26 protein-coding genes and 1 tRNA gene are annotated in these 24,140 nt (G+C 57.8%); 16 read left to right on the top strand and 11 right to left on the bottom strand.

The features are described from left to right. Positions 1-11: 11 nt before the first annotated feature. On the bottom strand, positions 12-1,223 hold the full coding sequence (locus RE418_RS21850; protein ID WP_060432848.1) for an acetyl-CoA C-acyltransferase: 1,212 nt from the start codon (positions 1,221-1,223) through the stop codon (positions 12-14). A gap of 9 nt (positions 1,224-1,232) precedes the next feature. Beyond that, entirely contained in the window at positions 1,233-2,762 is a 1,530-nt protein-coding gene (locus RE418_RS21845) for a 3-hydroxyacyl-CoA dehydrogenase NAD-binding domain-containing protein (RefSeq protein WP_148123305.1), read from the bottom strand. Positions 2,763-3,096: 334 nt separating this feature from the next. On the opposite strand from RE418_RS21845, the gene RE418_RS21840 reads away from it, so the two are divergent. The 3 genes from RE418_RS21840 (at position 3,097) to RE418_RS21830 (ending at position 5,280) form a co-directional block, all read left to right on the top strand. Next, the gene (locus RE418_RS21840; RefSeq protein WP_025302346.1) at positions 3,097-3,813 is read left to right on the top strand and encodes a LuxR family transcriptional regulator; all 717 of its coding nucleotides are present in this window, start codon (positions 3,097-3,099) and stop codon (positions 3,811-3,813) included. Between the two features lie 180 nt (positions 3,814-3,993). After that, positions 3,994-4,422 (top strand): universal stress protein, encoded by a 429-nt coding sequence (locus RE418_RS21835; protein ID WP_025302347.1) that lies wholly within the window; start codon positions 3,994-3,996, stop codon positions 4,420-4,422. 177 nt (positions 4,423-4,599) lie between these two features. Beyond that, entirely contained in the window at positions 4,600-5,280 is a 681-nt protein-coding gene (locus tag RE418_RS21830) for a hypothetical protein (protein ID WP_025302348.1), read from the top strand. 45 nt (positions 5,281-5,325) lie between these two features. On the opposite strand, the gene RE418_RS21825 is transcribed toward RE418_RS21830, so the two are convergent. The 4 genes from RE418_RS21825 to RE418_RS21810 are packed head-to-tail and all read right to left on the bottom strand — an operon-like array spanning position 5,326 to position 10,560. Beyond that, complete coding sequence (locus RE418_RS21825) at positions 5,326-6,339, bottom strand: Ldh family oxidoreductase (RefSeq protein WP_025302349.1); 1,014 nt, start codon at positions 6,337-6,339, stop codon at positions 5,326-5,328. A 19-nt stretch (positions 6,340-6,358) separates the two neighbouring features. After that, complete coding sequence (locus RE418_RS21820) at positions 6,359-7,924, bottom strand: APC family permease (RefSeq protein ID WP_025302350.1); 1,566 nt, start codon at positions 7,922-7,924, stop codon at positions 6,359-6,361. A 44-nt stretch (positions 7,925-7,968) separates the two neighbouring features. Next, complete coding sequence (locus RE418_RS21815; RefSeq protein ID WP_089180757.1) at positions 7,969-9,585, bottom strand: aldehyde dehydrogenase (NADP(+)); 1,617 nt, start codon at positions 9,583-9,585, stop codon at positions 7,969-7,971. A 54-nt stretch (positions 9,586-9,639) separates the two neighbouring features. Next, positions 9,640-10,560, bottom strand: a complete 921-nt coding sequence (locus tag RE418_RS21810) for a dihydrodipicolinate synthase family protein (RefSeq protein ID WP_049204282.1) — start codon at positions 10,558-10,560, stop codon at positions 9,640-9,642. Between the two features lie 29 nt (positions 10,561-10,589). Between RE418_RS21810 and RE418_RS21805 the strand changes: the two genes are divergently transcribed. After that, positions 10,590-10,760, top strand: coding sequence for a hypothetical protein (locus RE418_RS21805; RefSeq protein ID WP_153266251.1), 171 nt, complete (start codon positions 10,590-10,592; stop codon positions 10,758-10,760). Positions 10,761-10,769: 9 nt separating this feature from the next. On the opposite strand, the gene RE418_RS21800 is transcribed toward RE418_RS21805, so the two are convergent. Further along, complete coding sequence (locus tag RE418_RS21800; protein WP_089180758.1) at positions 10,770-11,624, bottom strand: AraC family transcriptional regulator; 855 nt, start codon at positions 11,622-11,624, stop codon at positions 10,770-10,772. Positions 11,625-12,013: 389 nt separating this feature from the next. Here RE418_RS21800 and RE418_RS21795 point away from each other — a divergent pair, with 389 nt between their 5' ends. Genes RE418_RS21795 through RE418_RS21780 form a run of 4 tightly spaced genes read left to right on the top strand, consistent with a single transcriptional unit; the run spans position 12,014 to position 15,603 of the window. Beyond that, the gene (locus tag RE418_RS21795; protein ID WP_089180759.1) at positions 12,014-12,961 is read left to right on the top strand and encodes a 4-hydroxyproline epimerase; all 948 of its coding nucleotides are present in this window, start codon (positions 12,014-12,016) and stop codon (positions 12,959-12,961) included. After that, a complete protein-coding gene (locus RE418_RS21790; RefSeq protein ID WP_025302355.1) occupies positions 12,961-14,085 on the top strand; it encodes an FAD-binding oxidoreductase in 1,125 nt (374 codons plus the stop codon). Before RE418_RS21795 ends, RE418_RS21790 begins: the two co-directional genes overlap by 1 nt. Then, entirely contained in the window at positions 14,082-14,342 is a 261-nt protein-coding gene (locus RE418_RS21785; RefSeq protein WP_025302356.1) for a (2Fe-2S)-binding protein, read from the top strand. The genes RE418_RS21790 and RE418_RS21785 overlap by 4 nt, the downstream gene beginning before the upstream one ends. Then, positions 14,335-15,603 carry an FAD/NAD(P)-binding oxidoreductase gene (locus RE418_RS21780; RefSeq protein WP_025302357.1) on the top strand — a complete coding sequence of 423 codons (1,269 nt, stop codon included), beginning with the start codon at positions 14,335-14,337 and terminating at the stop codon, positions 15,601-15,603. Before RE418_RS21785 ends, RE418_RS21780 begins: the two co-directional genes overlap by 8 nt. A gap of 40 nt (positions 15,604-15,643) precedes the next feature. On the opposite strand, the gene RE418_RS21775 is transcribed toward RE418_RS21780, so the two are convergent. After that, positions 15,644-16,003, bottom strand: coding sequence for a hypothetical protein (locus RE418_RS21775; RefSeq protein ID WP_025302358.1), 360 nt, complete (start codon positions 16,001-16,003; stop codon positions 15,644-15,646). Positions 16,004-16,545: 542 nt separating this feature from the next. On the opposite strand from RE418_RS21775, the gene RE418_RS21770 reads away from it, so the two are divergent. After that, entirely contained in the window at positions 16,546-16,860 is a 315-nt protein-coding gene (locus tag RE418_RS21770) for a hypothetical protein (RefSeq protein ID WP_127146676.1), read from the top strand. 170 nt (positions 16,861-17,030) lie between these two features. After that, positions 17,031-17,462: a hypothetical protein gene (locus tag RE418_RS21765; protein WP_025302359.1), complete on the top strand. Its 432-nt coding sequence runs from the start codon at positions 17,031-17,033 to the stop codon at positions 17,460-17,462. Between the two features lie 17 nt (positions 17,463-17,479). On the opposite strand, the gene RE418_RS21760 is transcribed toward RE418_RS21765, so the two are convergent. Together RE418_RS21760 and RE418_RS21755 are read right to left on the bottom strand one after the other, a co-directional pair. Continuing rightward, positions 17,480-17,821: a GlpM family protein gene (locus RE418_RS21760; protein ID WP_025302360.1), complete on the bottom strand. Its 342-nt coding sequence runs from the start codon at positions 17,819-17,821 to the stop codon at positions 17,480-17,482. A gap of 121 nt (positions 17,822-17,942) precedes the next feature. Further along, entirely contained in the window at positions 17,943-18,167 is a 225-nt protein-coding gene (locus tag RE418_RS21755) for a DUF2594 family protein (RefSeq protein ID WP_004927950.1), read from the bottom strand. Positions 18,168-18,869: 702 nt separating this feature from the next. Between RE418_RS21755 and uvrY the strand changes: the two genes are divergently transcribed. The 6 genes from uvrY to RE418_RS21725 all read left to right on the top strand — a co-directional run bounded on the left by uvrY (position 18,870) and on the right by RE418_RS21725 (position 22,983). Next, positions 18,870-19,526, top strand: a complete 657-nt coding sequence (gene uvrY / locus RE418_RS21750) for a UvrY/SirA/GacA family response regulator transcription factor (protein ID WP_004927947.1) — start codon at positions 18,870-18,872, stop codon at positions 19,524-19,526. Further along, positions 19,519-21,351, top strand: a complete 1,833-nt coding sequence (gene uvrC / locus RE418_RS21745; RefSeq protein ID WP_025302361.1) for an excinuclease ABC subunit UvrC — start codon at positions 19,519-19,521, stop codon at positions 21,349-21,351. Before uvrY ends, uvrC begins: the two co-directional genes overlap by 8 nt. A gap of 58 nt (positions 21,352-21,409) precedes the next feature. Next, complete coding sequence (pgsA, locus tag RE418_RS21740; RefSeq protein WP_004927937.1) at positions 21,410-21,958, top strand: CDP-diacylglycerol--glycerol-3-phosphate 3-phosphatidyltransferase; 549 nt, start codon at positions 21,410-21,412, stop codon at positions 21,956-21,958. 144 nt (positions 21,959-22,102) lie between these two features. After that, positions 22,103-22,178 (top strand) — tRNA-Gly (locus RE418_RS21735). A gap of 236 nt (positions 22,179-22,414) precedes the next feature. Next, positions 22,415-22,624, top strand: a complete 210-nt coding sequence (locus RE418_RS21730; protein ID WP_399675553.1) for an Arm DNA-binding domain-containing protein — start codon at positions 22,415-22,417, stop codon at positions 22,622-22,624. Between the two features lie 158 nt (positions 22,625-22,782). Beyond that, on the top strand, positions 22,783-22,983 hold the full coding sequence (locus RE418_RS21725; protein WP_399676309.1) for a phage integrase central domain-containing protein: 201 nt from the start codon (positions 22,783-22,785) through the stop codon (positions 22,981-22,983). A gap of 402 nt (positions 22,984-23,385) precedes the next feature. On the opposite strand, the gene RE418_RS21720 is transcribed toward RE418_RS21725, so the two are convergent. After that, on the bottom strand, positions 23,386-24,138 hold the full coding sequence (locus RE418_RS21720; protein ID WP_072008267.1) for an SDR family NAD(P)-dependent oxidoreductase: 753 nt from the start codon (positions 24,136-24,138) through the stop codon (positions 23,386-23,388). Positions 24,139-24,140: the final 2 nt, after the last annotated feature.

Below are 24,140 nucleotides of genomic sequence, written 5' to 3'. Positions count from 1 at the left end.
TGTTCCTTGTGTTAAACGGCTTTAAGGTTTAATGACAGGCCTTGACCGACGCCGACGCACATCGTCACCAATGCGTTGCTTGCCTGTCGGTCGCGTAATTCCAGCGCCGCCGACAGCACCAGGCGCGCACCGGACATCCCCAGCGGATGACCGAGCGCTATGGCGCCGCCGTTCGGGTTGACCCGCGCGTCGTTGGCGTCGATGCGCCAGTGTTTCAGCGCCGCCAGAACCTGTGAGGCGAACGCTTCGTTAATCTCGATGATGTCGAAGTCGTTCAAGGTGAACCCGCCGCGCTGCAGTAAGCGCTCGGTGGAGGCGATCGGCCCCAGCCCCATCAGCGCCGGTTCAACGCCGGCGGCCGCGCTGTCGCCGATCTCCGCCAGCGGTTGCCAGCCCTGGCGTTTCACGTAGCGACCGGAAGCCAATAGCAGCGCGGCGGCGCCGTCGTTGATGCCGGAAGCATTGCCCGCCGTGACCGAACCGCCGGCGGAGAACGCCGGTTTCAGCGCCTGCAGCTGTTGCAACGTGCTGAGCCGGGGAAATTCATCCTGCGCGAATGTGCGGGTGTTTTTACGATCCGCCGGCACGTCCACGGGCGTGATTTCCCGCGCCAGCCGGCCGCTGTCGATCGCCCGGCGGGCCTTTTGCTGCGAGGCCAGCGCGAACAGGTCCTGTTCCTCGCGTGAGATATGTTGCCGTTGGGCCACGTTTTCCGCCGTGATGCCCAGCGGGTCGCTGCCGTAGCGCTCCGCCAGCCGCGGATTGACGAAGCGCCATCCCAACGTGGTGTCATACAGCTTCACGCCTTTGTCGAACGGCGTTTCGCCCTTGCTCAGCACATAGGGTGCGCGGCTCATGCTTTCCACACCGCCGGCCAAAACCAGTTCGCTAAGACCGCTGCGGATTTTCGCCGCGGCGTAGATCACCGCATCCAACCCGGATGCGCAAAGGCGGTTGAGGGTGATGGCCGGCACCGACGGGTCCAACCCGGAAAGCAGCGTTGCCATGCGAGCGACGTTGCGGTTGTCTTCGCCGGACTGATTGGCGCAGCCCAGAACCACTTCGTCCAGATTCGCTTCCGCCGCCGGATGGCGCTGCAGCAGGCCGCGAATGATCGTCGCCGCCATGTCGTCGGGGCGGGTATGCGCCAGGCTGCCGCCATAGGCGCCGATCGCCGTGCGCGTGCCGTCGATCAGATAAACGCCGTCATCGTTAATGTTCATCATGGCTCCTCAAGGCGTGGTCGTCAGCGCCGGTTGCGCGGCGTGCAGAAGGGTGTAATGCGGCGCATAGCGCGCTGCGTGCAGCAGCTGCGCCAGATTGCTCAGCGTCGTCCTGACGTTTTTCTCCCCCAGTTTGCCGAGCCAGTCGAAAATGCCGCCGGCGTAGTTAACGCCCGCGACGGCGGCGACATCAATGTCTTCCCGGCTGCAAACGCCGCTTTCCACCATGATCACCGACTCATTGATCAGGCTGCTGAGGACACGAGCGACGATCAGCGCCGGGGAATCTTTGATAAATTCAACCTGCGGGATCGCAGTGTGCAGCAGGCGTAAAAACAGCGCCTTATTGGCCGCAGAGGCATAGCGATTGTGCGCCGCAACCAGATACGCCGTGTCGGCGTAGTTCAGGGCGATGTCGACCACAAAAGCGTCAGCCGTCGTCTGCTCGGATAACTGGCTCGCCGTGCGGCCATCGGTGATGCTGACGGTGAATGCGTCATTGATCTGGACGGCCGGCCCCAGGCTCGGTAAGGCCGGCCGTTGTTCCACGCGCAGCTGTGGCCACTGACGTGCGGCTCGCTGTTGCAACAGGGTAAAAAAAGGGTGTTCGCCGTAAACGCGCAGCGTCTCGACGTCTGCATCGATGGCGGCCGTCACTGGCGGGGCGGTTTCTTCGGCGGCAAAATAGGAGCGGCCGTTCTTTTTCCCCAACAGACCGGCATCGACCAGCGAACGCTGCAGATGGCCGGGGGTATAGCGCGGGTCGTATTGCATGTCCTGCCAGATTTGCCGGCTGACCTGATAGTTGATGTCCTGGCCGATAAAATCGGTCAGCTCGAGCGGCCCCATGCGGAAGTGTCCGCCGGCCTTGAGGGCACGGTCGATCTGCGGCGCGCGCGCCACGTGTTCTTCCAACAGGCGGAACCCTTCCAGGTAGTAGGGGCGGGCCATGCGGTTAACGATAAACCCCGGCGTGGCCTGACAGACGACATCGCGTTTCCCCAACGCGGCCACCAGTTGACGGCAACGTTCCGTGGTGGCGTGTGCGGTAAAGTAGGCCGGGATGATTTCAATCAGTTTCATCAGCGGCGCAGGGTTGAAAAAGTGCAAACCGATAAACCGCTCGCTGTGCGTCACCGCGGTTGCCAGCTTGTTAAGCGACAGTGAGGAGGTATTGGTGGCGATCAGCGTATCGGGCTTGACCACCGCGGCGATGGCCGCCAACACCTCAAGTTTGGTTTGTTCATGCTCGGCGATGGTTTCTATCACCAACTCGCTGTCGGCGATAGCCTCAAGCGCCGTCGAGAACACCAGATTGGCCAGCACTGAGCTTTTATCCTGCAGCGCGATCTTGCCCTGTTCGACTTTCTTGTTCAGGTCTTGCGCGATATATTCGCGAGCCTGATTGAGGGTATTGCCGTTGCGATTATAAAGCACCGTACGAATGCCTTTTTGCGCGAAAAGATAAGCGATGCCTCTGCCCATCGTTCCCGCGCCGATAATCGCAGCCGATTGAATTGCCGCATTACTTTCTGCCATAGAAAATCCCCGTCACTGTATGCCATGCGAAATTCGCAAATGCTTATTATCTCTTTGGATTTACGGCGGCACCGGGTGCCTGTTTGGAAAGTAATTGGCGGTGTCCTGGCTGTCTAACGGTAGAAATGACAGGTTTACGTCCTGAAGGGATTATGCTATTCGCGTAGTTTTCCTGTTCGGCGCAATAAAAAGGCTTATTTTGAGGGGAATAGCTGTTTTCGTTATAGCGTTGGTATTTTTTATTATATGAAACGGCTACTTGCGCCGGGCGGCGATATTCTATAGTGAGTCTGACCTATCGATAATCGGCATCGCTATCTGGAGAACCTGCGTTATGGATACCCGCACTCAACGGCTCATGGCGGAGGTGATTGGCAGCCTGGCCGATCGCGAATGCTTTCTGACGCAACTGGGGCCCTGCGCCGAGGCGTTGGGGTTTGATTATTTCTCCTACATCGTGTTTTCCTGTTATCCGGCCAGCCGCCCCAAGATGCTGATCGAAGGTAATTTTTCAGCAGAGTATCTCGAAGATTATCGGCGGCAGCGGGTGTATTTGCAGGATCCGGTCATTGAGCGCGCTCACCATTCCACGCTGCAGTTCCAGTGGGACGAACGTTTTTATCACGATCGGCCGACGCTTTGGCGACGTATGGCGCAGTTTGGCCTGTGCGCCGGTTGGTCGCAGTCGGTCAAGGATTGCTATGGCAGGCTGGGGATCCTGACGTTTGCCGGCACAGCGCTACCGGAGCAAACGCCACAAGCGCGTGCGGCAAATGAAACCTTTTTCCTTTGGCTGGCGCAAACCGCCCATAAAACGCTGCGTGAAGCCTTGATATCGGTGAACGACGACGCGATAAAAGACGTGCTGACGCTGCGCGAAAAAGACATTTTACGCTGGTGCAGCGAAGGGAAAACGGCGGAAGAGATCGCGCTGTTGATGGGGGTGAGCGAGCGCACGATCAATTTCCACATAGGCAACTCGATTAAAAAACTTTCTGTCGCCAATAAGACCGCCGCCACCGCCAAAGCGGTTTATTTACAGCTGATTTAATCTCGAGAAATAAATAATTAATCGCCTATCCGTTATCGGTGTGATGTTTATATTTTGTTAAATTAAAAGCTATCCTTATCAGTATTTACCCCCCGATCACAAAAGCGTGATAAAGCGATTCACCGCGCCCGTGCGCGGCAGTATTCTGTTGGCACCCGGTTTACATAGAAAGGATGTGATATGTACAAGACTATTTTAGTGCCGATCGATATTGAAGAGGATCTGTTGACCGAGCATGCGCTGAAGCATGTGGAATATTTGGCGAAGATGTCCGGCGCTAAAGTGCATTTCTTCCATGCGCTGCCGGATGCCTCGGCTTTTGTTACTGCCTATTCGTTCGGTCTCAAGGAATTTGAGAATCAGGCGGAGGTGAAGGCGGTGGACAAACTGAAGAAAATCATGTCGGAAATCGATCTGCCGTTGGATCGCCTTAATTACACCGTCAGCTTCGGTTCTGCGCGCGATCAGGTGTTGGAACTGGCGGAAGAGATCGACGCCGACCTGATCATTATCGGTTCACGGCGCCCGAGCGTGAAAACCTATCTGCTGGGATCTAACGCCGCCGCCATCGTTCGCCATGCCAATATTTCGGTGATGGTGGTCAGATAATCCCTCTTAAGCCCACCGTTTTCGGGCGCGCTCTGCGGTTGCCGGTCTGCGGCAGAGCGTGCCTTGCGTTTTATTGCCATCTCAGTGTGAGCTGCTACGATTTTAGCTGACGTTTTTATGCCACCCGGGCCACCGGCCTTGCGCATATTCTTCATCTCAGCCAGAAGAGGGGCAGCTATGCCATTAGAAGTTGATGGGATCATTAGAGGCGATCGGGGCAGTGAACCGAGCCGTTGGCAACATGCGTCAACCAAACCGCTTATCACGCTGACCTGGCATCACACCATTCCTTGGAACTGTTTGCGTAATGTCTGGAATGGTCTGGTGGCGGGGCAGCATTGGAACGCGCTGGACGAGTTTATGAACCTGATCGGTGTGCCAAACCGTGCCGAGGTGATCACACAGATCAAGAATAAAAACCTGCAGGATCGCGATGGATTACACACTCTGGTGACCTGGCAAGGATGGAACATCGTCGAGGGGCCTGGTAATGAGTATCGTGCGCAGGGGGACGATCCCGGTGAAAACTTCGACGGTTGGTCGGGTAAGGGGATGAGCACTAATCAGCAAGCGACGCTGCAGCAGGTCAACGTGTTGTATCAGGTGATGGCGCCGCTGGGAAGCCGTGCGCTGGACGCCGCCAGACAGGCGCCGAACATTTCTGCGGAAGAAGCGAGCGTCTTGCAACGGACGATTAAACAGACCCGTCCAACGTTGCGAGGAAAGGAACCGATCCGGTGGCAAGAAGACATGTGGCATCAGGTGCAGCCGGGTAAAGAGGCGAAACACTTCGCCCGTTGGGACACCAAACCGGTGTGGCGCAAGCGCCTGCACAGCGATCTGGCTCAGGCTGGATAAGCCTTTCCCCGCGCCGGGTTGCCGGCGCGGGGCATCAATCCGGCGCTAATCGCACAGCGCCATTATTTCGTCGTACAATGTCCTGGGAATTTCCACGCCGTATTGCTCGCTCTGCCGCCGCTGTCGATAACGCCGCTCGCCGGGGATGCGTGCGCCTTGCGCCTGCATATCGGCAAACATCGCTTCTGCTCCGGCGAAATATTTCGCCTTATCCGCACCGAGAAAACGCTCGGGATCCAACGCGATGATCAACTCACCGCCGTAAGGCGACGAACCGGTGCCGTTGTCATAGGCCAGCGATTCCTTGCTGGTCATATCGCCGATCAGCGGCCCTGCCAGCAATTCAACCATCGCCGCCAGCGCCGAGCCCTTATGCCCACCGAAGGTCAGCATCGCGCCCTCCAACACGCTGGCGGCATCGGTGGACGGATTGCCTGCCTTATCAATGCCCCAGCCTTCAGGCAGCGGGGTGCCAGCGCGGTGGTGCAGTTCGATTTCGCCGCGCGCCGCCGCGCTGGTGGCCATATCGAATAAAAACGGCGGCCGATCCGGGCGTGGCCAGCCGAAGGCGATGGGGTTGGTGCCAAACAGCGGACGCGAACCGCCGGCCGGCGTCACCCACGCGTGGCTGGGTGTGCAGGCTAAGGCCACCAACCCCTGTTCGGTTAGCGGTTCTATGTCGGCCCACAGCGCGGAGAAATGCACGCAGCGGTTGATCGCCAGCGCGGCGATGCCATTGGCGCGCACCTTACCGATAAAGGCCGGCAGAGCGGTGCGGTAGGCCAGCAGGGAAAACGCGCCGCCGGCGTCGGCACGCAAGATGGCCGGCGCCTGGTCGAACAACTTGGGTACCGCATCGGCAGAGACCTTGCCTACCCGCAGCGATCGCACGCAGCCCAACAGCCGGTATAAGCCGTGAGAAGCGCAGCCGTCGCGTTCGCCCTGGGTGACATTTTGCGCCACCGCTTCGGCATGTGCCTGATTGAAACCGTTGCTGCGCAGCGTACGCAGCGCCAGTTGATAAGCCTGTTCCAACGACAGAACGTGCATGGATGTCATCTCGATGTCCCCCCTGGGTTCATTCTTCTTCATCGCCGATAAAATTGGCCTGGGGTAAACAGGTATAGGCGCCCCAGTAGTAAATCGCCAGCGCAATCACCGCCATGGTGAAGGTGTCCCACGGATGGGCAATAGCGCCGATGCCGCCGAAGCTGCTGAGGTAGGAAAGCCCGATCACCAGCGCATAGAAGACGATCAGCCACAACGAGGACCAAATTTGCTGCCGAAGGCTAACGGCGTGGGTCGGCACCTGATTTTTGAACAGGATGTAGATGAAGAACATCAGGATCTGCAAGCCGAGCAGCCAGGAGACGGTGTCCCAGCCGGACCAGAAGACGATCAACGCCGAAATGATAAACGACAGCGGGCCGAGCACGCAGAAAGCGCGCACCCGGAACGGACGCGGCATATCGGGCGCATTGCGCCGCAGCCCGGCGGCGGTGACCGGGGCGATGGCGTAGCTCAACACCAGTGCGGCGGACACCACGCCGATCAGCTTTTCCCAGGACGGGAATGGCAGCGTCCAGAATACCGAGAGAGCGAAGGTCAACCACAGCGCCGGACGCGGGATACCGGACTCGCTATCCACCCGGGTGAACAGTTTGAAGAAGGTGCCGGCGCGCGCCCAACCGTAGATCACGCGAGGCGTGGCGTTCATATAGATGTTGCCGGTGCCGCTCGGCGAAACGATCGCGTCGCTGACTACCAGAAACGCCAGCCATCCCATGCCCAGCGTGATGGCGATGTCGCGGAACGGCAGGGAGAACTGTTGGCTGATGCCGGCCCAGCCACCGCTTAGCATCTCGCTGGGGATACTGCCGAGAAACGCTATCTGCAGCAGCACATAGATGATGGTGGACAGCACCACCGACAGGATCAGCGCGATAGGAATGGTGCGCTGCGGCCTTTGCACCTCGCTGGCGACCGAAATGATCGGCGTCAGGCCGAGGTAGGCGAAGATGATGCCGCCGGCGGAAATGGCGGCCTCAACCCCGGCGGAACCGAAAGGGGCAAAGCCCTGGCTGTGCAGGTTTTCCGGTTTGAAAAAGCTGAACAACACCACGATCACCAGCAGGGGCACCAGAAACTTCAGCACGCTGATCAGGTTATTGGATTTGGCGAAGGTTTTGACGCTGTAGTAGTTGAGCGCGAAGAAAAAACACAGCAGCGCCAGCTGCACCAGCCAGCCGATCGCTGTTGGATCGCCGGACCCCGGCTGGCTGAGGAACGGGAACCAGGCGGCAGCGTACTGCCGGGCGGCGACGACTTCGATGGCGATCAGGCTGGAGAAGGCGATCAGCGTGATAAACCCCAGCAGATAACCCATTAGTTCACCGTGCGAGAATACCGGATAGCGAATGATGCCGCCGGCGCGCGGCAGAGCGGCGCCCAACTCGCAGTAGACGATGCCGAGCAGCAGCACCGCCAGGCCACCGATCAGCCAGGAATAGATGCCGGCCGGGCCGGCGATGGAGGAGACGTGGCTGGCGGCGAACAGCCAACCGGAGCCGAAGATGGCGCCCAGACCGATGAACGTCAGATCGGTGAGCGTAAGCTGCTTCTTGAATTTGCCTTGGGTTGTCATGGTATTACCCTTTTGTTATTGAGTGGCAGGCAGATGCGGCCGGGCTAATGTTGGGCAGGTGAAACCAGGGGATCTCGGGTGTAAGCGCCGTTAACCAGTCGCAGCAGGTTGAGCGGGTTGGCGTCCTGCAGCGCCGGCGGCAACAGCGCTGCAGGGGTGTTTTGCAAACAAACTGGCCGCAGGAAACGCTCGATCGCCAGCGTGCCTACCGAGGTGCCGCGTGCGTCGCTGGTGGCCGGGTAAGGGCCGCCGTGCACCATGGCGTCGCACACTTCCACCCCGGTCGGGTACCCGTTGAATAGCACCCGACCGGCTTTGCGCGCCAACAGTGCCGTTAGCCCGGCGGCCATATCGAGATCGTCGTCGTCCGCCAGCAGCGTGGCGGTCAACTGGCCTTGCAATGCCGTTAGCGCCGCATGCAGCTGCGCTTCGTTATCCATCGCCACCAGGATGCTGGCCGGGCCGAAGACCTCCTGTTGCAGCAGCGGGTCGGCCTGCAGCAACAGCGCCCCCTCCGCCTGATAAAGCTGCGCCGCCGCCCGAAGAGCGGGCGTTTCGCTTCGGCCTGCCAGCCGCCGCATACCCGGGTGGGCATCGAGGGCCGCCAGCCCGTGACGGTAGTGCTCCAGGGTGCCGGCATTCAGCATCGGCTGCGGCTCGGCGGCGTTGACCAGGGCGCTCATCGTTTCGATTAACCGATCGAAGGCGGCGCCGCGCAGCGCGACCATCACGCCGGGTTTGGTGCAGAACTGACCGCAGCCTAGCGTGAAGGAAGAGACCAGTTCCTGCGCGATGTGCTGCCCGCGCCGCGCCAGCGCCTTGGGCAGGATCACTACCGGGTTGATGCTCGACATTTCGGCGAAGACCGGAATAGGTTGGGGACGTTGCATCGCCAGATCGAACAGCGCCCGGCCGCCTTGCAGCGAGCCGGTGAATCCCACCGCCTGAATCGCCGGGTGTTTTACCAAATCGGCCCCTACGCGGTTGCCGAAGATCATGTTGAAGACGCCGGCGGGCATCCCCGTGCGTTCCCGTGCGCGCTCGATCGCCTGAGCGGTTAGCTCGGCGGTGATCATATGGCCGCTGTGCGCTTTGAACACGACCGGGCAGCCGGCGGCGAGCGCGGCGGCGGTATCGCCACCCGCGGTGGAAAACGCCAGCGGAAAGTTGCTGGCGCCGAATACCGCCACCGGGCCGAGCGCCGTGCGGTATTGACGCAGATCGGGGCGCGGCAGGGGGGAACGCCGCGGCAGCGCGCAGTCGATGCGTACGCCCTCGACATCGCCGCGCCGCAGCAGCGTGGCGAACAGCCGCATCTGACCGCTGGTTCTGGCGCGTTCGCCGCGCAAGCGCGCCGGCGGCAGGGCCGTTTCCTGTGTGGCGAGGGCGAAGAAGGTTTCGTCCAAGGCATCTAGCTCCTCGGCGATGGTGTCCAAAAAGTTCGCGCGTTGCTCGGCGCTGAGTTGCGAATAGGGCACAAAGGCCGTGGCAGCGGCTTCGGCGGCGGCGGCGGTTTCAGCCGCCGTGGCTTGGTGGAAGCGGTAGCCGGTCGGCTGACCGTCGTCGGCGCGCAGGCTGAGCAGCGCAGCTTCCCCTGCGGCGCGGCGCTGGCCGCCGATAAATTGTTGGCCGCTGATGGCGACGTGGCGTTCGTTGGGCATGGATTCCCCCGGTAAATAAAGAGCGACGCCCGGCCTGGCCGGGCGGTGAAGGCGTTACAGGCCGACGTTCGGCAGCGCCGGACGAGTGGCCAGCGCTTTATCGATCACGGCATTGATCTCGGTGAGCGTTTCCCCCTGCAGCGCCAGGCGCGGTGGGCGAGTGACGGCGCTGCCGCGGCCAACCCGCTGTTCGCAGAGCTTGATGCATTGCACCAGATCGGGACGGGCATCGAGGTGCAGCAGCGGCATGAACCAGCTGTACAGCGCCAATGCTTCCTCATAGCGCTTTTCCTTAGCCAGACGGAACAGGGTTTCCCCTTCGCGCGGGAAAGCATTGGACATGCCGGAGATCCAGCCTTGCGCGCCGACGGCGATGCTTTCCAGCACTACATCGTCCAACCCGGCGAACAGCACGAAGCGATCGCCGACTTCGTTGCGTAGGTCGATAAAGCGGCGCGTATCGCCCGAGGAGTCTTTGAAACACACGATGTTCTCGCAGTCGACCAGCGAGGTCAGGATGTCGGGTGTGACGTCATTTTTGTAAATGGGGGGGTTGTTGTAGACCATGATCGGCAGATCGGTCGCGCCGGCGACGCTGCGGAAGTGTGCGGCGGTTTCGTGCGGCTTGGCGGAATAAACCAGCGCCGGCATCACCATAATGCCATCGACACCGGCCTTTTGCGCTTCACGCGCCATGTTCTGCGCGAAGGCGGTGGTGAACTCGGCGATGCCGGCGATCACCGGCACTTTGCCGTCGGCGGCGTCTCTCGCCACTTCGATCACCGCCAGCTTTTCCTGCATCGTCATCGAGGTGTTTTCACCGACGGTGCCACACACCACCAGACCGGAGACGCCGTCGCGCACCAGGTTTTTGATCACCGTATGGGTGGCGTCGAGGTCCAGAGAGAAATCGTTGCGGAACTGGGTCGTCACCGCCGGGAATACGCCGCTCCAGCTTATGGCTTTATGGCTCATAGTGTTTGTCCTGTCGTCCGAAAGTGTTAATGAAAAGTGAATCTTTAGTAAGGCTCACCGACAGATTGACCGGTATTGCGCAGGGAGGCTTGACGCTTTTCGCCGATTGCCGCGACGAAATTGGCACAATGGCGGCGGAAAGCGGGCATGAAAAAAACCAGGCGCCGGTGCGCCGTGAAGAGAGGGAGGTAACCAGGTAAATCAGCGCGTTAAGCGGAAAGCGTCAGGCGGAAATCGCGCGGCGTGGAGCCGGTCATCGCTTTGAACTGACGGCTGAAGGCGCTGTGATCGGTATAGCCGCACTGTAGCGCGATGTCGGTGATTGGCAGATCGCCGGCCAGCAGTTCCGTGGCCTTTTCCAGCCGCACTTTATGGATCATCTGGCGCGGGGTGAGGTGGAAGATACGTTTGCAGTAGCGTTCGATCTGCGCCACCGACAACCCGGTCAGCGCCGTCAGCTCTTCAAGCGCGATCGGTCGCGCGTAGTGGCGGCGGATATGCACGTCGATCGCCGCCAGCCGTTGGTAGGCCGGGTGATTGGCCCTGGCCTCCTGCAGGTCGTGAGAAATACCCGCCATACCGATGATTCTTCCCTGCGCGTCATACAGCGCCAGCTTTTGCGTCAGGCACCAGCCGGTTTCTCGGCCATTGTACAGGTGCATCTCCAGTTGATCCTGGATCAGCACGCCGTGGCGCAATACCCGCAGATCCTGCTCGGTGTAGCCGGATCCGAGCTGAGCGGGAAAAACGTCGGCGGAGGTCTTGCCCAGCAGCGGCGTGACGGTTTTGAAACCGCAGCGCTTGGCCAGCGTGAGGTTGGCCAGCAGGTAGCGAGCCTGGGCGTCTTTGATAAAGAACACCACGTTCGGGATCGCGTTCAGCAACGGCGCGATCAGCGCCAGTGTATTCAGCAGATCGCGCAGGTTGTTCGGGCGCTGTTGCGCCAGTCCGTCGCACAGACGCGACAGATGTTCGACGGCAAAAACGTCCTCCTGCTCCGGCAACCCAACAAGCGAAGGCGACGAGAGAGAAACCGGAGGCTGATAGTCTGAAGTGGATCGCATAACAGTCCCTTTTCGGTCGTTAGCCGGAAAAACAGGCGGGCCAGGTTGGCACTTTCGCATCAATATTAACTTTTCTGTAACGAAGCAAGCGCTATTTCCGGCCGGCTGCTAAATATGCGGATTGCCGCATACTTTTGCCGGGCGGTGTTTGGCAGTTGCTTGAAAACTGCGGTGTTTCTCGCTACACAAAGGTTTAGCATGGAAATAACAATATGATAAATAAGTCATTATTATGGCATTCGTTAAGCGTATACCCGCGCCGCGTCAGACCTGACTTTTATCACTGTGCTGATTTCTTCATTCGCCGCGCCGAAACGCATCAAGCCGCCATGCCCACATTCGTTCAGGCTAATGCCATTGGTAACATCTCATTAACTCAGGAGACGCCGATGGCACTTTCTGCGCATATCACCGCTTTGCGGGCGATCGATTCTCATACCGGCGGAGAGCCGACACGTCTGATCGTGGAAGGGTTTCCCGATCTCGGCGAGGGCAGCATGGCGGAACGGCGGGCGCGTTTCGCGCAACATTATGACGATTGGCGCTGCGCGGTGATGCTCGAACCGCGCGGCAATGACGTGCTGGTGGGGGCGCTGCTGTGTCGCCCCTGCTCGCCGCAGGCCACCGCTGGGGTGATCTTCTTTAACAACAACGGCTATCTGGGTATGTGCGGGCACGGCACTATCGGGCTGATCGCTTCGCTGGCGCACCTGGGGCGCATCCACGCCGGGTGCCATCTCATCGAGACCCCGGTCGGCACGGTAAACGCCACGCTGCATGACGACGGCGGCGTCACGGTGGAGAACGTGGCGGCTTATCGTTACCGTCGCCAGGTGCGGCTTGAGGTTGGGGGATACGGGCCGGTGACGGGGGATATCGCCTGGGGCGGTAACTGGTTCTTCCTGATCGGCGAGTCGCCGTTACCTATCGATAGACAAAATCTGGAGGCATTGACCGCGTTCACCTGGGCGGTGCGGCAGACATTGGAACAGGCGGGCATCTGCGGTGAAGACGGCGGAGTGATAGACCATATCGAACTGTTCGGTGACGATCCGCAGGCCGACAGCCGAAGCTTCGTGTTGTGCCCCGGCAAAGCCTATGATCGTTCTCCGTGCGGTACCGGTACCAGCGCCAAACTGGCGTGTCTGGCGGCGGACGGCAAACTGCCACCGGAAACGCAGTGGCGGCAGGTCAGCGTGATCGGTAGCGAATTCCAGGCCTATTACCGCTGGAATGGCGAACGTATTACTCCTTTTATTCGCGGGCAGGCCTATGTGTGTGCCGATAGCCAACTGCTGCTCGACGAACGCGATCCCTTTGTCTGGGGAATACGCTGATGGGCACCGGACAGAAAGCCGATGTCATCGTGATCGGCGCCGGCATCATCGGCGCTGCCTGTGCCTGGCGGTTGGCGCGGGAAGGGTATCGTGTCTCGGTAGTGGACGATCGTCGCGCCGGTGCGACCGCCGCCGGCATGGGGCATCTGGTATGCATGGACGATAATCCGGCTGAGCTGGCGTTGAGCGCTTATTCGCTGCGGTTATGGCGTGAAGTGACGGGGCGGATGCCGCAAGCGTGTGCCTGGCGCGGCTGCGGAACGCTATGGCTGGCGGATAAAACGGATGAAATGGGCATTGCCGAACAAAAGCGGGCGCGGCTGGCGGAGCAGGGTGTGACTGCGGAACTGCTGACGGCGGAGCAGATCGCTGCCGTGGAGCCGATGCTGCGGCACGGCCTGGCCGGTGGGCTGCGGGTGCCGGCCGACGGCATTGTGTATGCGCCGCTCGTGGCTCGCTGGCTGTTGGACGACGGTAGTGCGGCGATCGACGTGGTACATGGCGAAGCGACAGCATTGGAGGAAGGGGCAGTGAGGCTGGCGGATGGCAGGCGCCTGGCTGCGCCACTGGTAGTCCTGGCCTGTGGCCTCAGGGCCAATAGCCTATTGCCGCAGGCTTTGCTGCACGCCAAGAAGGGCCATCTGGCGATCACCGATCGCTACCCGCCGCGGGTGCGGCATCAACTGGTGGAGTTGGGATATGGCGCCAGCGCGCATGCCAGCGACGGTACGTCGGTGGCATTCAATGTGCAGGCACGGCCCACCGGACAATGGCTGATCGGCTCTTCCCGCCAGTTCGACGCCGTCGATTCGGCGTTGGACATGCCAGTCTTGGCGGCGATGCTCAAGCGTGCGCAGCATTTCTTGCCCGCACTGGCGCAGATGAACATCATTCGCTGCTGGACCGGGCTGCGCGCCGCCTCTGCCGACGGGCTGCCGTTGTTGGGCGCACATCCGCGGCATTCCTGGCTGTGGTTGGCGCTGGGGCACGAGGGATTGGGTGTCACAACCGCCCTTGGTAGTGCCGCGCTGATTACTGCGCAGATCGGCCGGCAAACGCCGGAGATTGATGATTCCCCCTATTTGGCGGCGCGCGCGTTTGCCGTCGAGGAGCTGCCTGTATGAATGAAAGACAAAATACGCTCTCGTTGAGTATCGATGGAGAGCACCGGCGGGTGCCGGTTGGCCTCAGCGTTGCTGCGGCACTCAGCCTGTGCGGTGACGATCGTTGCCGGTTGTCGATTTCACACCAACCACGGGCCCCCTTTTGCGGCATGGGCATTTGTCAGGAGTGCCGGGTGACCATTAACGGTCTGCGTCGCCTGGCGTGCCAGACGCTGTGCCAAGCCGGCATGCGCATCGAGAGGAGCGACGATGAGTAACTTCGACTGTGAGGTGCTGATCGTCGGCGCTGGGCCGGCCGGCATGGCGGCGGCGCTGGCCGCTGCGGAAAGTGGTGGTCAGGTACGAATGATTGATGATAATCCACATCCAGGCGGACAAATCTGGCGCGATGGACCGCAGGTGGCATTGCCTGAAATGGCGAACCGCTATCGGCAGGCGGTGGTGACGAAGGAAAATATTGCGCTGCAGTCCGGCTGCAAGCTGGTGGCGCAGTGTGGCGCTAACCGATTGGCATATGAAGATGCCGAAGGCTGCGGCGTGATTCGCTATCAAAAGTTGATTTTATGCAATGGCGCTCGTGAACTCCTGTTGCCGTTTCCCGGCTGGACGCTGCCGGGGGTGACCGGCGCCGGTGGTCTACAGGCGCAAATCAAGCAAGGGCTGACAATCCGCGGTGAGCGAGTAGTGATAGCAGGCAGTGGTCCACTGCTGTTGGCGGTGGCGAACAGCGTAAAACAGGCCGGCGGCGAGGTGGTGCTGGTGGCTGAGCAGGCACCGCTTTGGCGGTTGGCGGCGTTTGCGGGCGGCTTGTGGCGCTGGCCAGCCAAGCTGCATCAGGCGTTTTCTCTGATGCCGCATCGTTATCGTGCCGGTAGCCGGGTGCTGGCGGCGTTGGGGCAAGACCGTTTAACCTCGGTGCACGTCAATAACGGTGGGCGGCAAAGAACGATCGCCTGCGACAGGTTAGCCTGCGGTTTTGGATTGGTGGCGAACATTGAGTTGGCCATGCTGCTGGGGTGTCGGATAGAACACGGTGCCGTAGCGGTGGATCATTGTCAGCAAACCAGCCAGGCGCAAATTTATGCCGCCGGGGAATGTACCGGCATCGGCGGCAGTGAATTGGCGCTCACCGAAGGCGCCATCGCCGGTTATGCCGCCACCGGTCAGAAGGAAAAAGCCGATTTTATGATGGCGCAGCGGCAGCGGTGGCGGCGTTTCGCCACGGCGACAGCGGCCGCTTTTACGCTCGATGAACGCATGAATTCTCTGGCCAAACCGCAGACGCTGCTGTGCCGCTGCGAAGACGTCGCGCTGGAACAGGTCCGCCATCAGCCGGATTGGAACACGGCTAAGCTAAGTAGCCGCTGTGGCATGGGGGCATGCCAGGGTAAAGTCTGCGCGGCGGCGGCGAGGCAGCTTTTGGGCTGGCCTTTGCCACCGCCGCGTGTGCCTTTAACGCCGGTCAGGGCGGAAACACTGGTTGCGCTGGGGCTGAACCGAAGTGATGACGACGGCTGAATGGATTAGCGGCATGTCACCCTAGGCAAACGCCGCCACATCACCATTGCGGCCAATAGTAGGTTTTCTCTCGCCAACCTTTGCTGTACATACAGGCTTCGATGGTGGCGTTTCGGGCGGACTGATTGCGGTCGGTCTGCACCGTCTTAATCGACGGCTCTTTGTCATAGCGGTATCCCGATGGGCAATCTTTCTTATTTTTCTCGCAAGGGATGTATTTGTTTTCGTAGCTGAACTCCACGTCCCGCACCACGTCCGGCGGAAAACGATCGTAGCCGCGGCTGCGGCATTCGGCATATTCGGCATCCCGGGTACTCTCGACCGCGCCGGGCCTTTCCCATTGGGTGCAGGCGGTCATCATCAAAAGCGGCAAAACAATCAAACAACGGTAATTCTTCATGGTGTCCCTAACTCTTTCTCTGTCCTGAGGCTCCCCGACTAGGAATGTTCCTAACTGGCGAGGTAGGAAAGTGTAATAAACTGGCGGAATAATTGGAAATGATAATGGTTATTGTTTAGGTATGATTGAGGAAGTGCCGCGTTGAGAGAGGATGTGGCACATTGGGGAAGTCTGTAGGGATCTGCGACCACACGACGAAGGTGGGTCGATGTGGTGCTGGTTTTATTCATTCTTTTTATGCCGTAATGATCCGAGCGCAATTGCATCGTTTTGATGAGTGAAATAATACGCATGCTAAGTATATTCTTATCTTGCCTGACTATTATTTTTATTTAGGATATTTACCCATGCCAAGGATTTAATACTCGGTATTAATACTCTATTTTTTTATTTCTGTTTTTTTATTGGGGTTTTATTTCCGGGTTTTTTCTGGGGAAGGCTTTTAGTTACAGGGAATTCATTTGCATTTTAAATTTGGATTTTTTAAATTAATTTTAGAGGAAGGGTAATCGTACGCGACAGCGTCAAAAAAGGAGTTTATTTTGTCTGGGATAAAGAAAACGCCTGAAAGTCATGACGGTTTACCTTCACCATCAGAGGATTATGATACTTTCAAGCACCTCTCCGATGTGGGGGCCGTGTTGGGATATGGGCGAACTCGCTTTTATCAGTGGTGCCGCGGACGCGGATTTCTAACCCCAATGAACGTTCCATCACATGAAATGATCAGCCTGGGATATATGGTGGCGGTGTTATCAGAGACCGGTCATACCCGAGTTTACGTCACGCAGGATGGTTTCAGTTACGTCAGTGGTGCTTTTGCGGCAGATATCCAACGTGGCATGGTCAAGTTTTAAATCTGCAAGAATCGCCTTTATTTCAATAGCTTTAATGCAGAATCTTCTTATTCCTGCCGGTTTGTGGGTGAGTGGGAAGTTATCCGATTTTTTCGTCTCTGCAGTATGAATGCTACTGGAGACAGCTATTCTCTTGTTACGATAAGCATTATTTTCTTCAGGAGCCAAGGATGAAGCATTACGCCGCGTTGTTATTTGCCTCTGCACTGTTGACGGGATGTGCGACTCAAGTCGTACCGCCGCAACAGGCTGAATTGCCGCCCCCAAGCCGTCTGATGCTCTATCAGAATATCCCGGATACGCCTTACGCTACGGTAGTGGTGGTGCGCGACAGCGGAATGCTAGCGGGGAGCTGTCGCACCGGCGTCTATGTGAATGGGGAGTTCGCCGCTTCGCTGGGGTCGAAAGAGAAAGCAGAATTTCGCGTGCCGCCAGGCAATATTACGGTCAGTATCGGGCAAGATATGATCGAGAATAATCTGTGTATTTGGCGTGAGACCGGCGGCAGTGTACCGATGACGCTGCGCGCCGGTGAAAGCCGCTATCTGCGTATCGCGGGCGATCGGCAGAGAGGCTTCGTTTTGCAGGCAGGGCGGCCGTAACATTTCCGGCAAGGGCGTTAACGCCCTTGCCACCATCCCCACAGCGTAATGAGTAGCCACGCCGCTGCAATCCAGCACAGTACCGCCGCGCCCAGCGCTAACGACAGCCGCAGACTGTTAATCAGGAAATACAGCGAAATCAAATACACCAGGTAGGGCAACACCGCCCACATGCCGAAAATCAGCGTCGTTTTTAGCGCCGCTATTGAACGTTCGCTGCCGACAACATAATGCGCAATCAAAGCAAAAGTGGGGAAGAGCGGGACTAAACCGGCGATATAATAGTTGCGCGTTTTGGCCAACAGGCCAATCAGAACCACGACCAGCGCGCCGATCAGCGCTTTGACAAGGATGCCCATAACGGTCTCGGGTGTGGGGGAAAGTCAACACACTGCCCGAAAGTCTGTGCAAGATCAATGGCGTGTTGCGTAGCGCGGGGAAAAACAGACCCGCATGAAACGCGGGTCTGAGAGGCAACGTTTACTGGCGGTAAGCGTGCTTGATTTGCTGAATGCTGTTCTTGAAGATTTCCGCCTGAGTCGGATCTTCAATCTGGGCAATGAAACGTTCCATGTTGATGATGACTTTCCCGGCGTCGGCCTGGCCGATCGACTTCAGGATCAGCGTCAGCGTAGCTTTGAGGCAGGCAACCTCGGTCGCCAAGATTTCCGGGTTTGCAGACGTAGTGAAATCAACGTTGCTCATTTTCTCTCCTGATTTTTTGAGGCCGTAGCCTGATACAAGCTGCTTTGGCGCACCGCGCGTGGGCTAAACAGTTGTCGCGCGCGGTGGCGAATTTAACTGGGCGCGGAGTATAGCATAGCATGCGTCCATCATCTGCACCGGGCTTGCTCCGGTCACGCGGGTGGGCAACGTTCGCTCATTGCTTGTCCGAATCATCCTCTATCGGCAAGTTATTTCGAGGTGGTTAACAAGTATTTGTCCGGCACGTTATTGTTGAACGATGGGGTTATTATAATTATTTGGAGCGTAGTACACCGATTTTAGCGGCGTTTGCCGGGAATAATAGTTTCGACCGTGGGTTGCCAGACCCGCGTTGGCAGCGGATTTGGCTACGCCTTTAAATATCAAATGATTACAAATAGCCAATAGCCGTGTTAATATTATTCATGTCGTGATTGCTTACACAGATTTCTCACTCGCAGCATGATTGTCGCGCTATCCTGTGTCGGGTACAGCGCCGCGGAATTATTTTCGTCGCCTGATGTTTTCCGACGTGACGATTTATCGGCGGCATAGACGGCTAAAATTGAAAAATCAGCTCTGCTCCGCAAAGTTATTCGAAAGTATGTATTAATCTGTGTTCATTCTTGTCTGAAAAACAAGTAATATCTCTGGCGAAAACAGAGGCCGATTGCGTTACTCCCTTTTTTTGGAGATTTTTCCTTGATTAGCGTTCTTCTTGTTGATGACCACGAACTGGTGCGCGCAGGGATACGACGCATTCTTGAAGATATCAAAGGTATAAAAGTTGTCGGTGAGGCCCAGTGCGGTGAAGACGCCGTAAAATGGTGCCGTGGCAACGCTGTCGATATCGTGCTGATGGACATGAATATGCCGGGCATTGGCGGGCTGGAAGCCACGCGCAAGATTGTGCGTTATGCGCCCGACGTCAAAGTCATCATGTTGACCATCCATACTGAAAATCCTTTGCCCGCGAAGGTGATGCAGGCGGGGGCCGCCGGTTACCTGAGCAAGGGCGCCGCGCCGCAAGAAGTGATTAACGCCTTGCGTTCCGTGCATGCGGGGCAGCGCTATATCGCGTCTGACATCGCTCAGCAGATGGCCTTGAGTCAGTTGGAGCCGCAGGCTGAAACGCCGTTCAGCTGCCTGTCTGAACGCGAGTTACAGATCATGTTGATGATCACCAAAGGCAAAAAAGTGAATGAGATCTCGGAGCAACTGAGTCTCAGCCCAAAAACGGTGAACAGCTACCGTTACCGCATGTTCAGCAAACTGAATATCAGCGGCGACGTCGAATTGACTCACCTGGCCATCCGACATGGATTGTTCAATGCGGAGACGTTGTTAAGCAGTGAATGATCGTTTTGATGCCAAAGCCTTCCTGAGTACCGTCACCAGCCAACCCGGCGTCTATCGTATGTACGACGCCACGGGGACGGTGATCTACGTCGGTAAAGCCAAAGACCTGAAAAAGCGTCTCGCCAGCTACTTTCGGCAGCAGGTCAGCAGCCGTAAGACCGAGACGCTGGTTAAAAATATCGCGCAAATAGACGTAACGGTTACCCATACCGAAACGGAAGCGCTGTTGTTGGAACATAACTACATTAAATTGTACCAACCGCGATATAATGTTCTTTTGCGAGACGATAAATCTTATCCGCTGATTTTTCTCAGCGCGGATACCCATCCCCGTTTGGCGGTGCATCGCGGCGCCAAACACGCCAAGGGCGAATATTTCGGGCCTTTTCCCAACTCTTACGCTGTACGCGAAACGCTGGCGCTGCTGCAGAAGCTGTTCCCGATCCGCCAGTGCGAAAACAGCGTGTATCGCAACCGTTCACGTCCGTGTCTGCAGTATCAGATCGGCCGCTGTCTGGGGCCTTGCGTCGCCGGCCTGGTGAGTGAAGAAGAATATCGGCAGCAGGTGGACTACGTGCGGCTGTTCCTTTCAGGCAAAGATCAACAGGTATTGCACCAGCTGATTGCGCGCATGGAAGAAGCCAGCAAACTGCTGAATTTCGAAGAGGCGGCGCGCATTCGCGATCAAATTCAGGCCGTACGCCGCGTCACGGAGCGGCAGTTCGTGTCGGGCGACAGCGACGATCTGGACGTGATTGGCGTGGCGTTCGATGCCGGTATGGCGTGCCTGCACGTGCTGTTCATCCGACAGGGCAAGGTGCTGGGCAGCCGCAGCTATTTCCCTAAAGTGCCGGGTGGTACGGAGATGAGCGAGGTGGTGCAGACCTTTGTTGGCCAGTTCTATCTGCAAGGCAGCCAGGCGCGCACGCTGCCCGGCGAGATCCTGCTGGATTTCAGCCTGCCGGAAAAAGATCTGCTTGCGGAATCGCTCTCCGAGTTGGCGGGGCGCAAGATCCAAATTCAAAGCAAACCGCGCGGCGATCGCGCCCGTTATCTGAAGCTGGCGCGCACCAATGCGGCAACGGCGTTGACGACCAAGCTGTCGCAGCAGTCGACTATTCATCAGCGGCTGGCGGAATTGGCCAAGGTGCTGAACCTGACGGAAATCAACCGTATGGAGTGCTTTGATATCAGCCATACCATGGGCGAGCAGACCGTGGCTTCGTGCGTGGTGTTCGACGGTAACGGCCCCGTGCGAGCGGAGTATCGGCGCTATAATATCAGCGGCATCACGCCTGGCGATGACTACGCGGCGATGACGCAGGTGCTGAAGCGCCGTTACGGCAAGGCGCTGGAAGAGAAAAAGATCCCGGATGTCATCTTCATCGACGGCGGTAAAGGGCAACTCGGCATGGCGATCGAGGTATTCAAATCGCTGAACGTCACCTGGGACAAGAATAAGCCGTTGCTGATCGGCATCGCCAAAGGCGCCGACCGCAAGGCCGGGTTAGAAACGTTGTTCTTCGTCCCGGAAGGCGAGGGAATTTCTCTGCCGCCGGATTCGCCGGCGCTGCATGTGATCCAACACATCCGCGACGATTCGCACAATCATGCGATTACCGGTCACCGGCAGAGAAGGGCGAAAGTCAGAAATACCAGCGCATTGGAGCTGATTGAAGGCGTAGGGCCGAAACGGCGCCAGGTGCTGTTGAAGTATATGGGCGGACTGCAACCTTTGTTGAACGCCAGCGTGGAGGAAATTGCAAAAGTGCCGGGTATTTCACAAGCATTGGCAGAAAAGATCTACAATGCATTGAAACACTGAGGGCAATGTAGCAACATACTCTTAATTTCCACTCTAGCCAGATAGTTACCGTAGCATTATGCAATTGAATATACCGACTTGGCTTACCCTGTTTCGCGTAGTTCTGATCCCATTCTTTGTGCTGGCGTTTTATCTGCCGTTCAACTGGGCTCCGATGGTTTGTGCCGTTATCTTTGTGTTTGCCGCCGTCACCGACTGGTTTGACGGCTTTCTGGCACGCCGCTGGAAACAAACAACGCGCTTCGGGGCGTTTTTGGATCCGGTCGCTGACAAAGTGATGGTGGCGGTGGCGCTGGTGCTGGTGGCGGAGCACTACCACAGCTGGTGGATCACGCTGCCGGCGGCCACCATGATCGCCCGTGAAATCATCATTTCGTCGCTGCGTGAGTGGATGGCGGAAATTGGCAAACGCAGCAGCGTGGCGGTGTCCTGGATTGGCAAAGTGAAAACCATGGCGCAGATGATGTCGCTGGTGGGCTTGCTGTGGCGGCCGGATCGCTCCGTAGAGTATGTGGCGATTGGTTTGCTGTATATCGCGGCGGTGCTGACTTTCTGGTCGATGTTCCAATATTTGAACGCGGCACGCAACGATCTGCTGGAACCGTGATCGATACGCTGCAAAAATCGGCAAACGATCGTGATGCGCCAACAATTTTATTGACTCATCACGTCAGGTAAGTAGAATGCATCGCATCAGACGACAACGATGAATTGCCGAAAGATAGCAAAGAAATCAGTCAGTTCTGGTAATGCGGGAATAGCTCAGTTGGTAGAGCGCAACCTTGCCAAGGTTGAGGTCGCGAGTTCGAGCCTCGTTTCCCGCTCCAAATTTTGATCTGCAGAGTTCTTTGGAATTCCATTGAGGTTTGTAAATCATTGAAAAAAGGGGCGAAAGCCCCTTTTTTTATTCCAGAGGTTTTCCCTGGAATCCAGCGCCAGCCAACACTTTTTAGTCCATTTTTTAGTCCATCAATACGGACGCGAGCTTGTGCGCATTGTTGCTGTATGGCACTGGGCGATATGCCGACCATCTGTTCCTGAACCAGGCACAGAGGAGTTGGACATGGCACTTTCCGATACCACCATTCGGCAGGCAAAAGCCGTTGTCAAGGCATGCACACTCGGCGACTCTGATGGCCTCGCGTTGGCCGTGTCACCCGAAGGCAAAAAAAGTTGGCACTTTCGGTATTCCTGGAACAGCAAGCAGAAATCTGGGTACCTGCCCTGGAATCCCCCTCAAAGAAGCCCGCACTCGTCGCGACATCGCTTGTGAATTGGTTGCCCGCGGCATCAACCCCTGCAAGCAAAGAAACCAGGACCGCAGACACGCCTTTCTCGCTGAGAATCACACCTTCCAGAAGGGTGTTCGAGCAATGGTTCGAGTTTCGCAAGAAGAGTCTGAAGGCGGGCCGTTAAAGCACACAGGAGCAGATCCAGCGAATCTTCCTCAGAGATATTCTCCCGACCCTCGGCCCCCAATCTGTCTATGAGATCAAGCGTACGGACTTGTTGGACATCCTCGAGAGCATTGAACGCCGTGGGGCTTTCACAACGGCCGTCACCCGATGTACCACTATGCCCTGGTTAAGGTTCCGGACCTGGAGCAGAATCCGGCGTCTGACCTTGATGTAGTGGCCGCGCCCAAATCCCCCGTTCGACACAACCCCCTTCCTGCATATGGGCGGACTGCCTGAATTGTTGCAGAAGCTCCGTGCCTACAGGGGACAGTTGCAAACTCAGCTGGTGCTACGGTTGTTGATGTTGACTGGTGTGCACACGGGCGAACTTCGCTTGGCGACGCCTGATCAGTTCCACTTGGATTAAGGTTTCTGGATCATCCCTCCGGAGATCGTCAAGCAACTGCAGCTGGATATGAACAGGGACGGCAAACAATCATCGGATAAGCGTCTGTTGTTGATGGTGATGGCGCTGTTCACGCTGGGCAATGAGGTAGTCAGCCTGGCAGTAGAGCGCGACCTGGGATTCGAGTGCCACTCCTATCCCATACCGATCACAACTGATCCGAGTACCCCACTACAGGTTGCGTACGACATTGAGAGCCGCACTGCTCTGGGCCACCGGCATTATTTCTATCGTGTTGATATTCAGATGCTCCGGCTGCTGGATGATCCAGAATACAGTGTTGGCGATGTCCTCAGGACCAATAGCTTTTACATCTTTGTACAGAGCTTCGACCGCTTCCATATTGCCATTGAGTCGTACCACCGAGAATTCAGTCCCAGAACACAGGCCGGGCTCGATATTGGTAACTCTCACATGGGTACCAGCCAAATCGGCGCGCAGATTCAAACTGAATTGTTTGACGAAAGCCTTGCTGGCTCCATATACATTACCTCCCGGATATGGGTAGGTCCCGGCGATCGATCCAATGTTGATGATCAGTCCGCTGTTAGCCTCAACCATCCCTGGCAGAACTCGATGAGTGACGAGGGCAAGACCGGTGATGTTAGTGGCGATCATGCGCTCCCAATTTTGTACATTGCTCTGCTGTGCACGCTCAATGCCCAACGCCAGCCCCGCATTATTCACCAGTATATCAATGGAGAACGGGGCCTCACTCACCTGCTCGAACGCCTTGTCGAGGGACAGCGGATCAGTGACATCCAGCGGCAGCGGGATGAACTGTTCGCCAAGCTCCTGCCGCAGGAGCAAGAGCTTCTCCATGCGGCGTGCAGCGCCTATGACCCGATAGCCTTCGGCAATCAGCCGATGACAGATTGCTTTACCAAAGCCGGCTGAAGCCCCGGTGACTAATGCAGTTCGCATAC

The organism is Serratia sp. szju (genome assembly GCF_044594185.1).
GTDB lineage: Bacteria > Pseudomonadota > Gammaproteobacteria > Enterobacterales > Enterobacteriaceae > Serratia > Serratia bockelmannii.
The sequence above is the reverse complement of the archived record's forward strand: the minus strand, read 5'-3'. Positions and strand labels throughout refer to the sequence as shown.

What these genes read in the sequence shown, in the direction of transcription:
- RE418_RS21850 (WP_060432848.1), bottom strand. Translation starts at nt 1,223, where the DNA reads ATGAACATTAACGATGACGGCGTTTATCTGATCGACGGCACGCGCACG.
- RE418_RS21845 (WP_148123305.1), bottom strand. Translation starts at nt 2,762, where the DNA reads ATGGCAGAAAGTAATGCGGCAATTCAATCGGCTGCGATTATCGGCGCG.
- RE418_RS21840 (WP_025302346.1), top strand. Translation starts at nt 3,097, where the DNA reads ATGGATACCCGCACTCAACGGCTCATGGCGGAGGTGATTGGCAGCCTG.
- RE418_RS21835 (WP_025302347.1), top strand. Translation starts at nt 3,994, where the DNA reads ATGTACAAGACTATTTTAGTGCCGATCGATATTGAAGAGGATCTGTTG.
- RE418_RS21830 (WP_025302348.1), top strand. Translation starts at nt 4,600, where the DNA reads ATGCCATTAGAAGTTGATGGGATCATTAGAGGCGATCGGGGCAGTGAA.
- RE418_RS21825 (WP_025302349.1), bottom strand. Translation starts at nt 6,339, where the DNA reads ATGACATCCATGCACGTTCTGTCGTTGGAACAGGCTTATCAACTGGCG.
- RE418_RS21820 (WP_025302350.1), bottom strand. Translation starts at nt 7,924, where the DNA reads ATGACAACCCAAGGCAAATTCAAGAAGCAGCTTACGCTCACCGATCTG.
- RE418_RS21815 (WP_089180757.1), bottom strand. Translation starts at nt 9,585, where the DNA reads ATGCCCAACGAACGCCACGTCGCCATCAGCGGCCAACAATTTATCGGC.
- RE418_RS21810 (WP_049204282.1), bottom strand. Translation starts at nt 10,560, where the DNA reads ATGAGCCATAAAGCCATAAGCTGGAGCGGCGTATTCCCGGCGGTGACG.
- RE418_RS21805 (WP_153266251.1), top strand. Translation starts at nt 10,590, where the DNA reads ATGAAAAGTGAATCTTTAGTAAGGCTCACCGACAGATTGACCGGTATT.
- RE418_RS21800 (WP_089180758.1), bottom strand. Translation starts at nt 11,624, where the DNA reads ATGCGATCCACTTCAGACTATCAGCCTCCGGTTTCTCTCTCGTCGCCT.
- RE418_RS21795 (WP_089180759.1), top strand. Translation starts at nt 12,014, where the DNA reads ATGGCACTTTCTGCGCATATCACCGCTTTGCGGGCGATCGATTCTCAT.
- RE418_RS21790 (WP_025302355.1), top strand. Translation starts at nt 12,961, where the DNA reads ATGGGCACCGGACAGAAAGCCGATGTCATCGTGATCGGCGCCGGCATC.
- RE418_RS21785 (WP_025302356.1), top strand. Translation starts at nt 14,082, where the DNA reads ATGAATGAAAGACAAAATACGCTCTCGTTGAGTATCGATGGAGAGCAC.
- RE418_RS21780 (WP_025302357.1), top strand. Translation starts at nt 14,335, where the DNA reads ATGAGTAACTTCGACTGTGAGGTGCTGATCGTCGGCGCTGGGCCGGCC.
- RE418_RS21775 (WP_025302358.1), bottom strand. Translation starts at nt 16,003, where the DNA reads ATGAAGAATTACCGTTGTTTGATTGTTTTGCCGCTTTTGATGATGACC.
- RE418_RS21765 (WP_025302359.1), top strand. Translation starts at nt 17,031, where the DNA reads ATGAAGCATTACGCCGCGTTGTTATTTGCCTCTGCACTGTTGACGGGA.
- RE418_RS21760 (WP_025302360.1), bottom strand. Translation starts at nt 17,821, where the DNA reads ATGGGCATCCTTGTCAAAGCGCTGATCGGCGCGCTGGTCGTGGTTCTG.
- RE418_RS21755 (WP_004927950.1), bottom strand. Translation starts at nt 18,167, where the DNA reads ATGAGCAACGTTGATTTCACTACGTCTGCAAACCCGGAAATCTTGGCG.
- pgsA (WP_004927937.1), top strand. Translation starts at nt 21,410, where the DNA reads ATGCAATTGAATATACCGACTTGGCTTACCCTGTTTCGCGTAGTTCTG.
- RE418_RS21730 (WP_399675553.1), top strand. Translation starts at nt 22,415, where the DNA reads ATGGCACTTTCCGATACCACCATTCGGCAGGCAAAAGCCGTTGTCAAG.
- RE418_RS21720 (WP_072008267.1), bottom strand. Translation starts at nt 24,138, where the DNA reads ATGCGAACTGCATTAGTCACCGGGGCTTCAGCCGGCTTTGGTAAAGCA.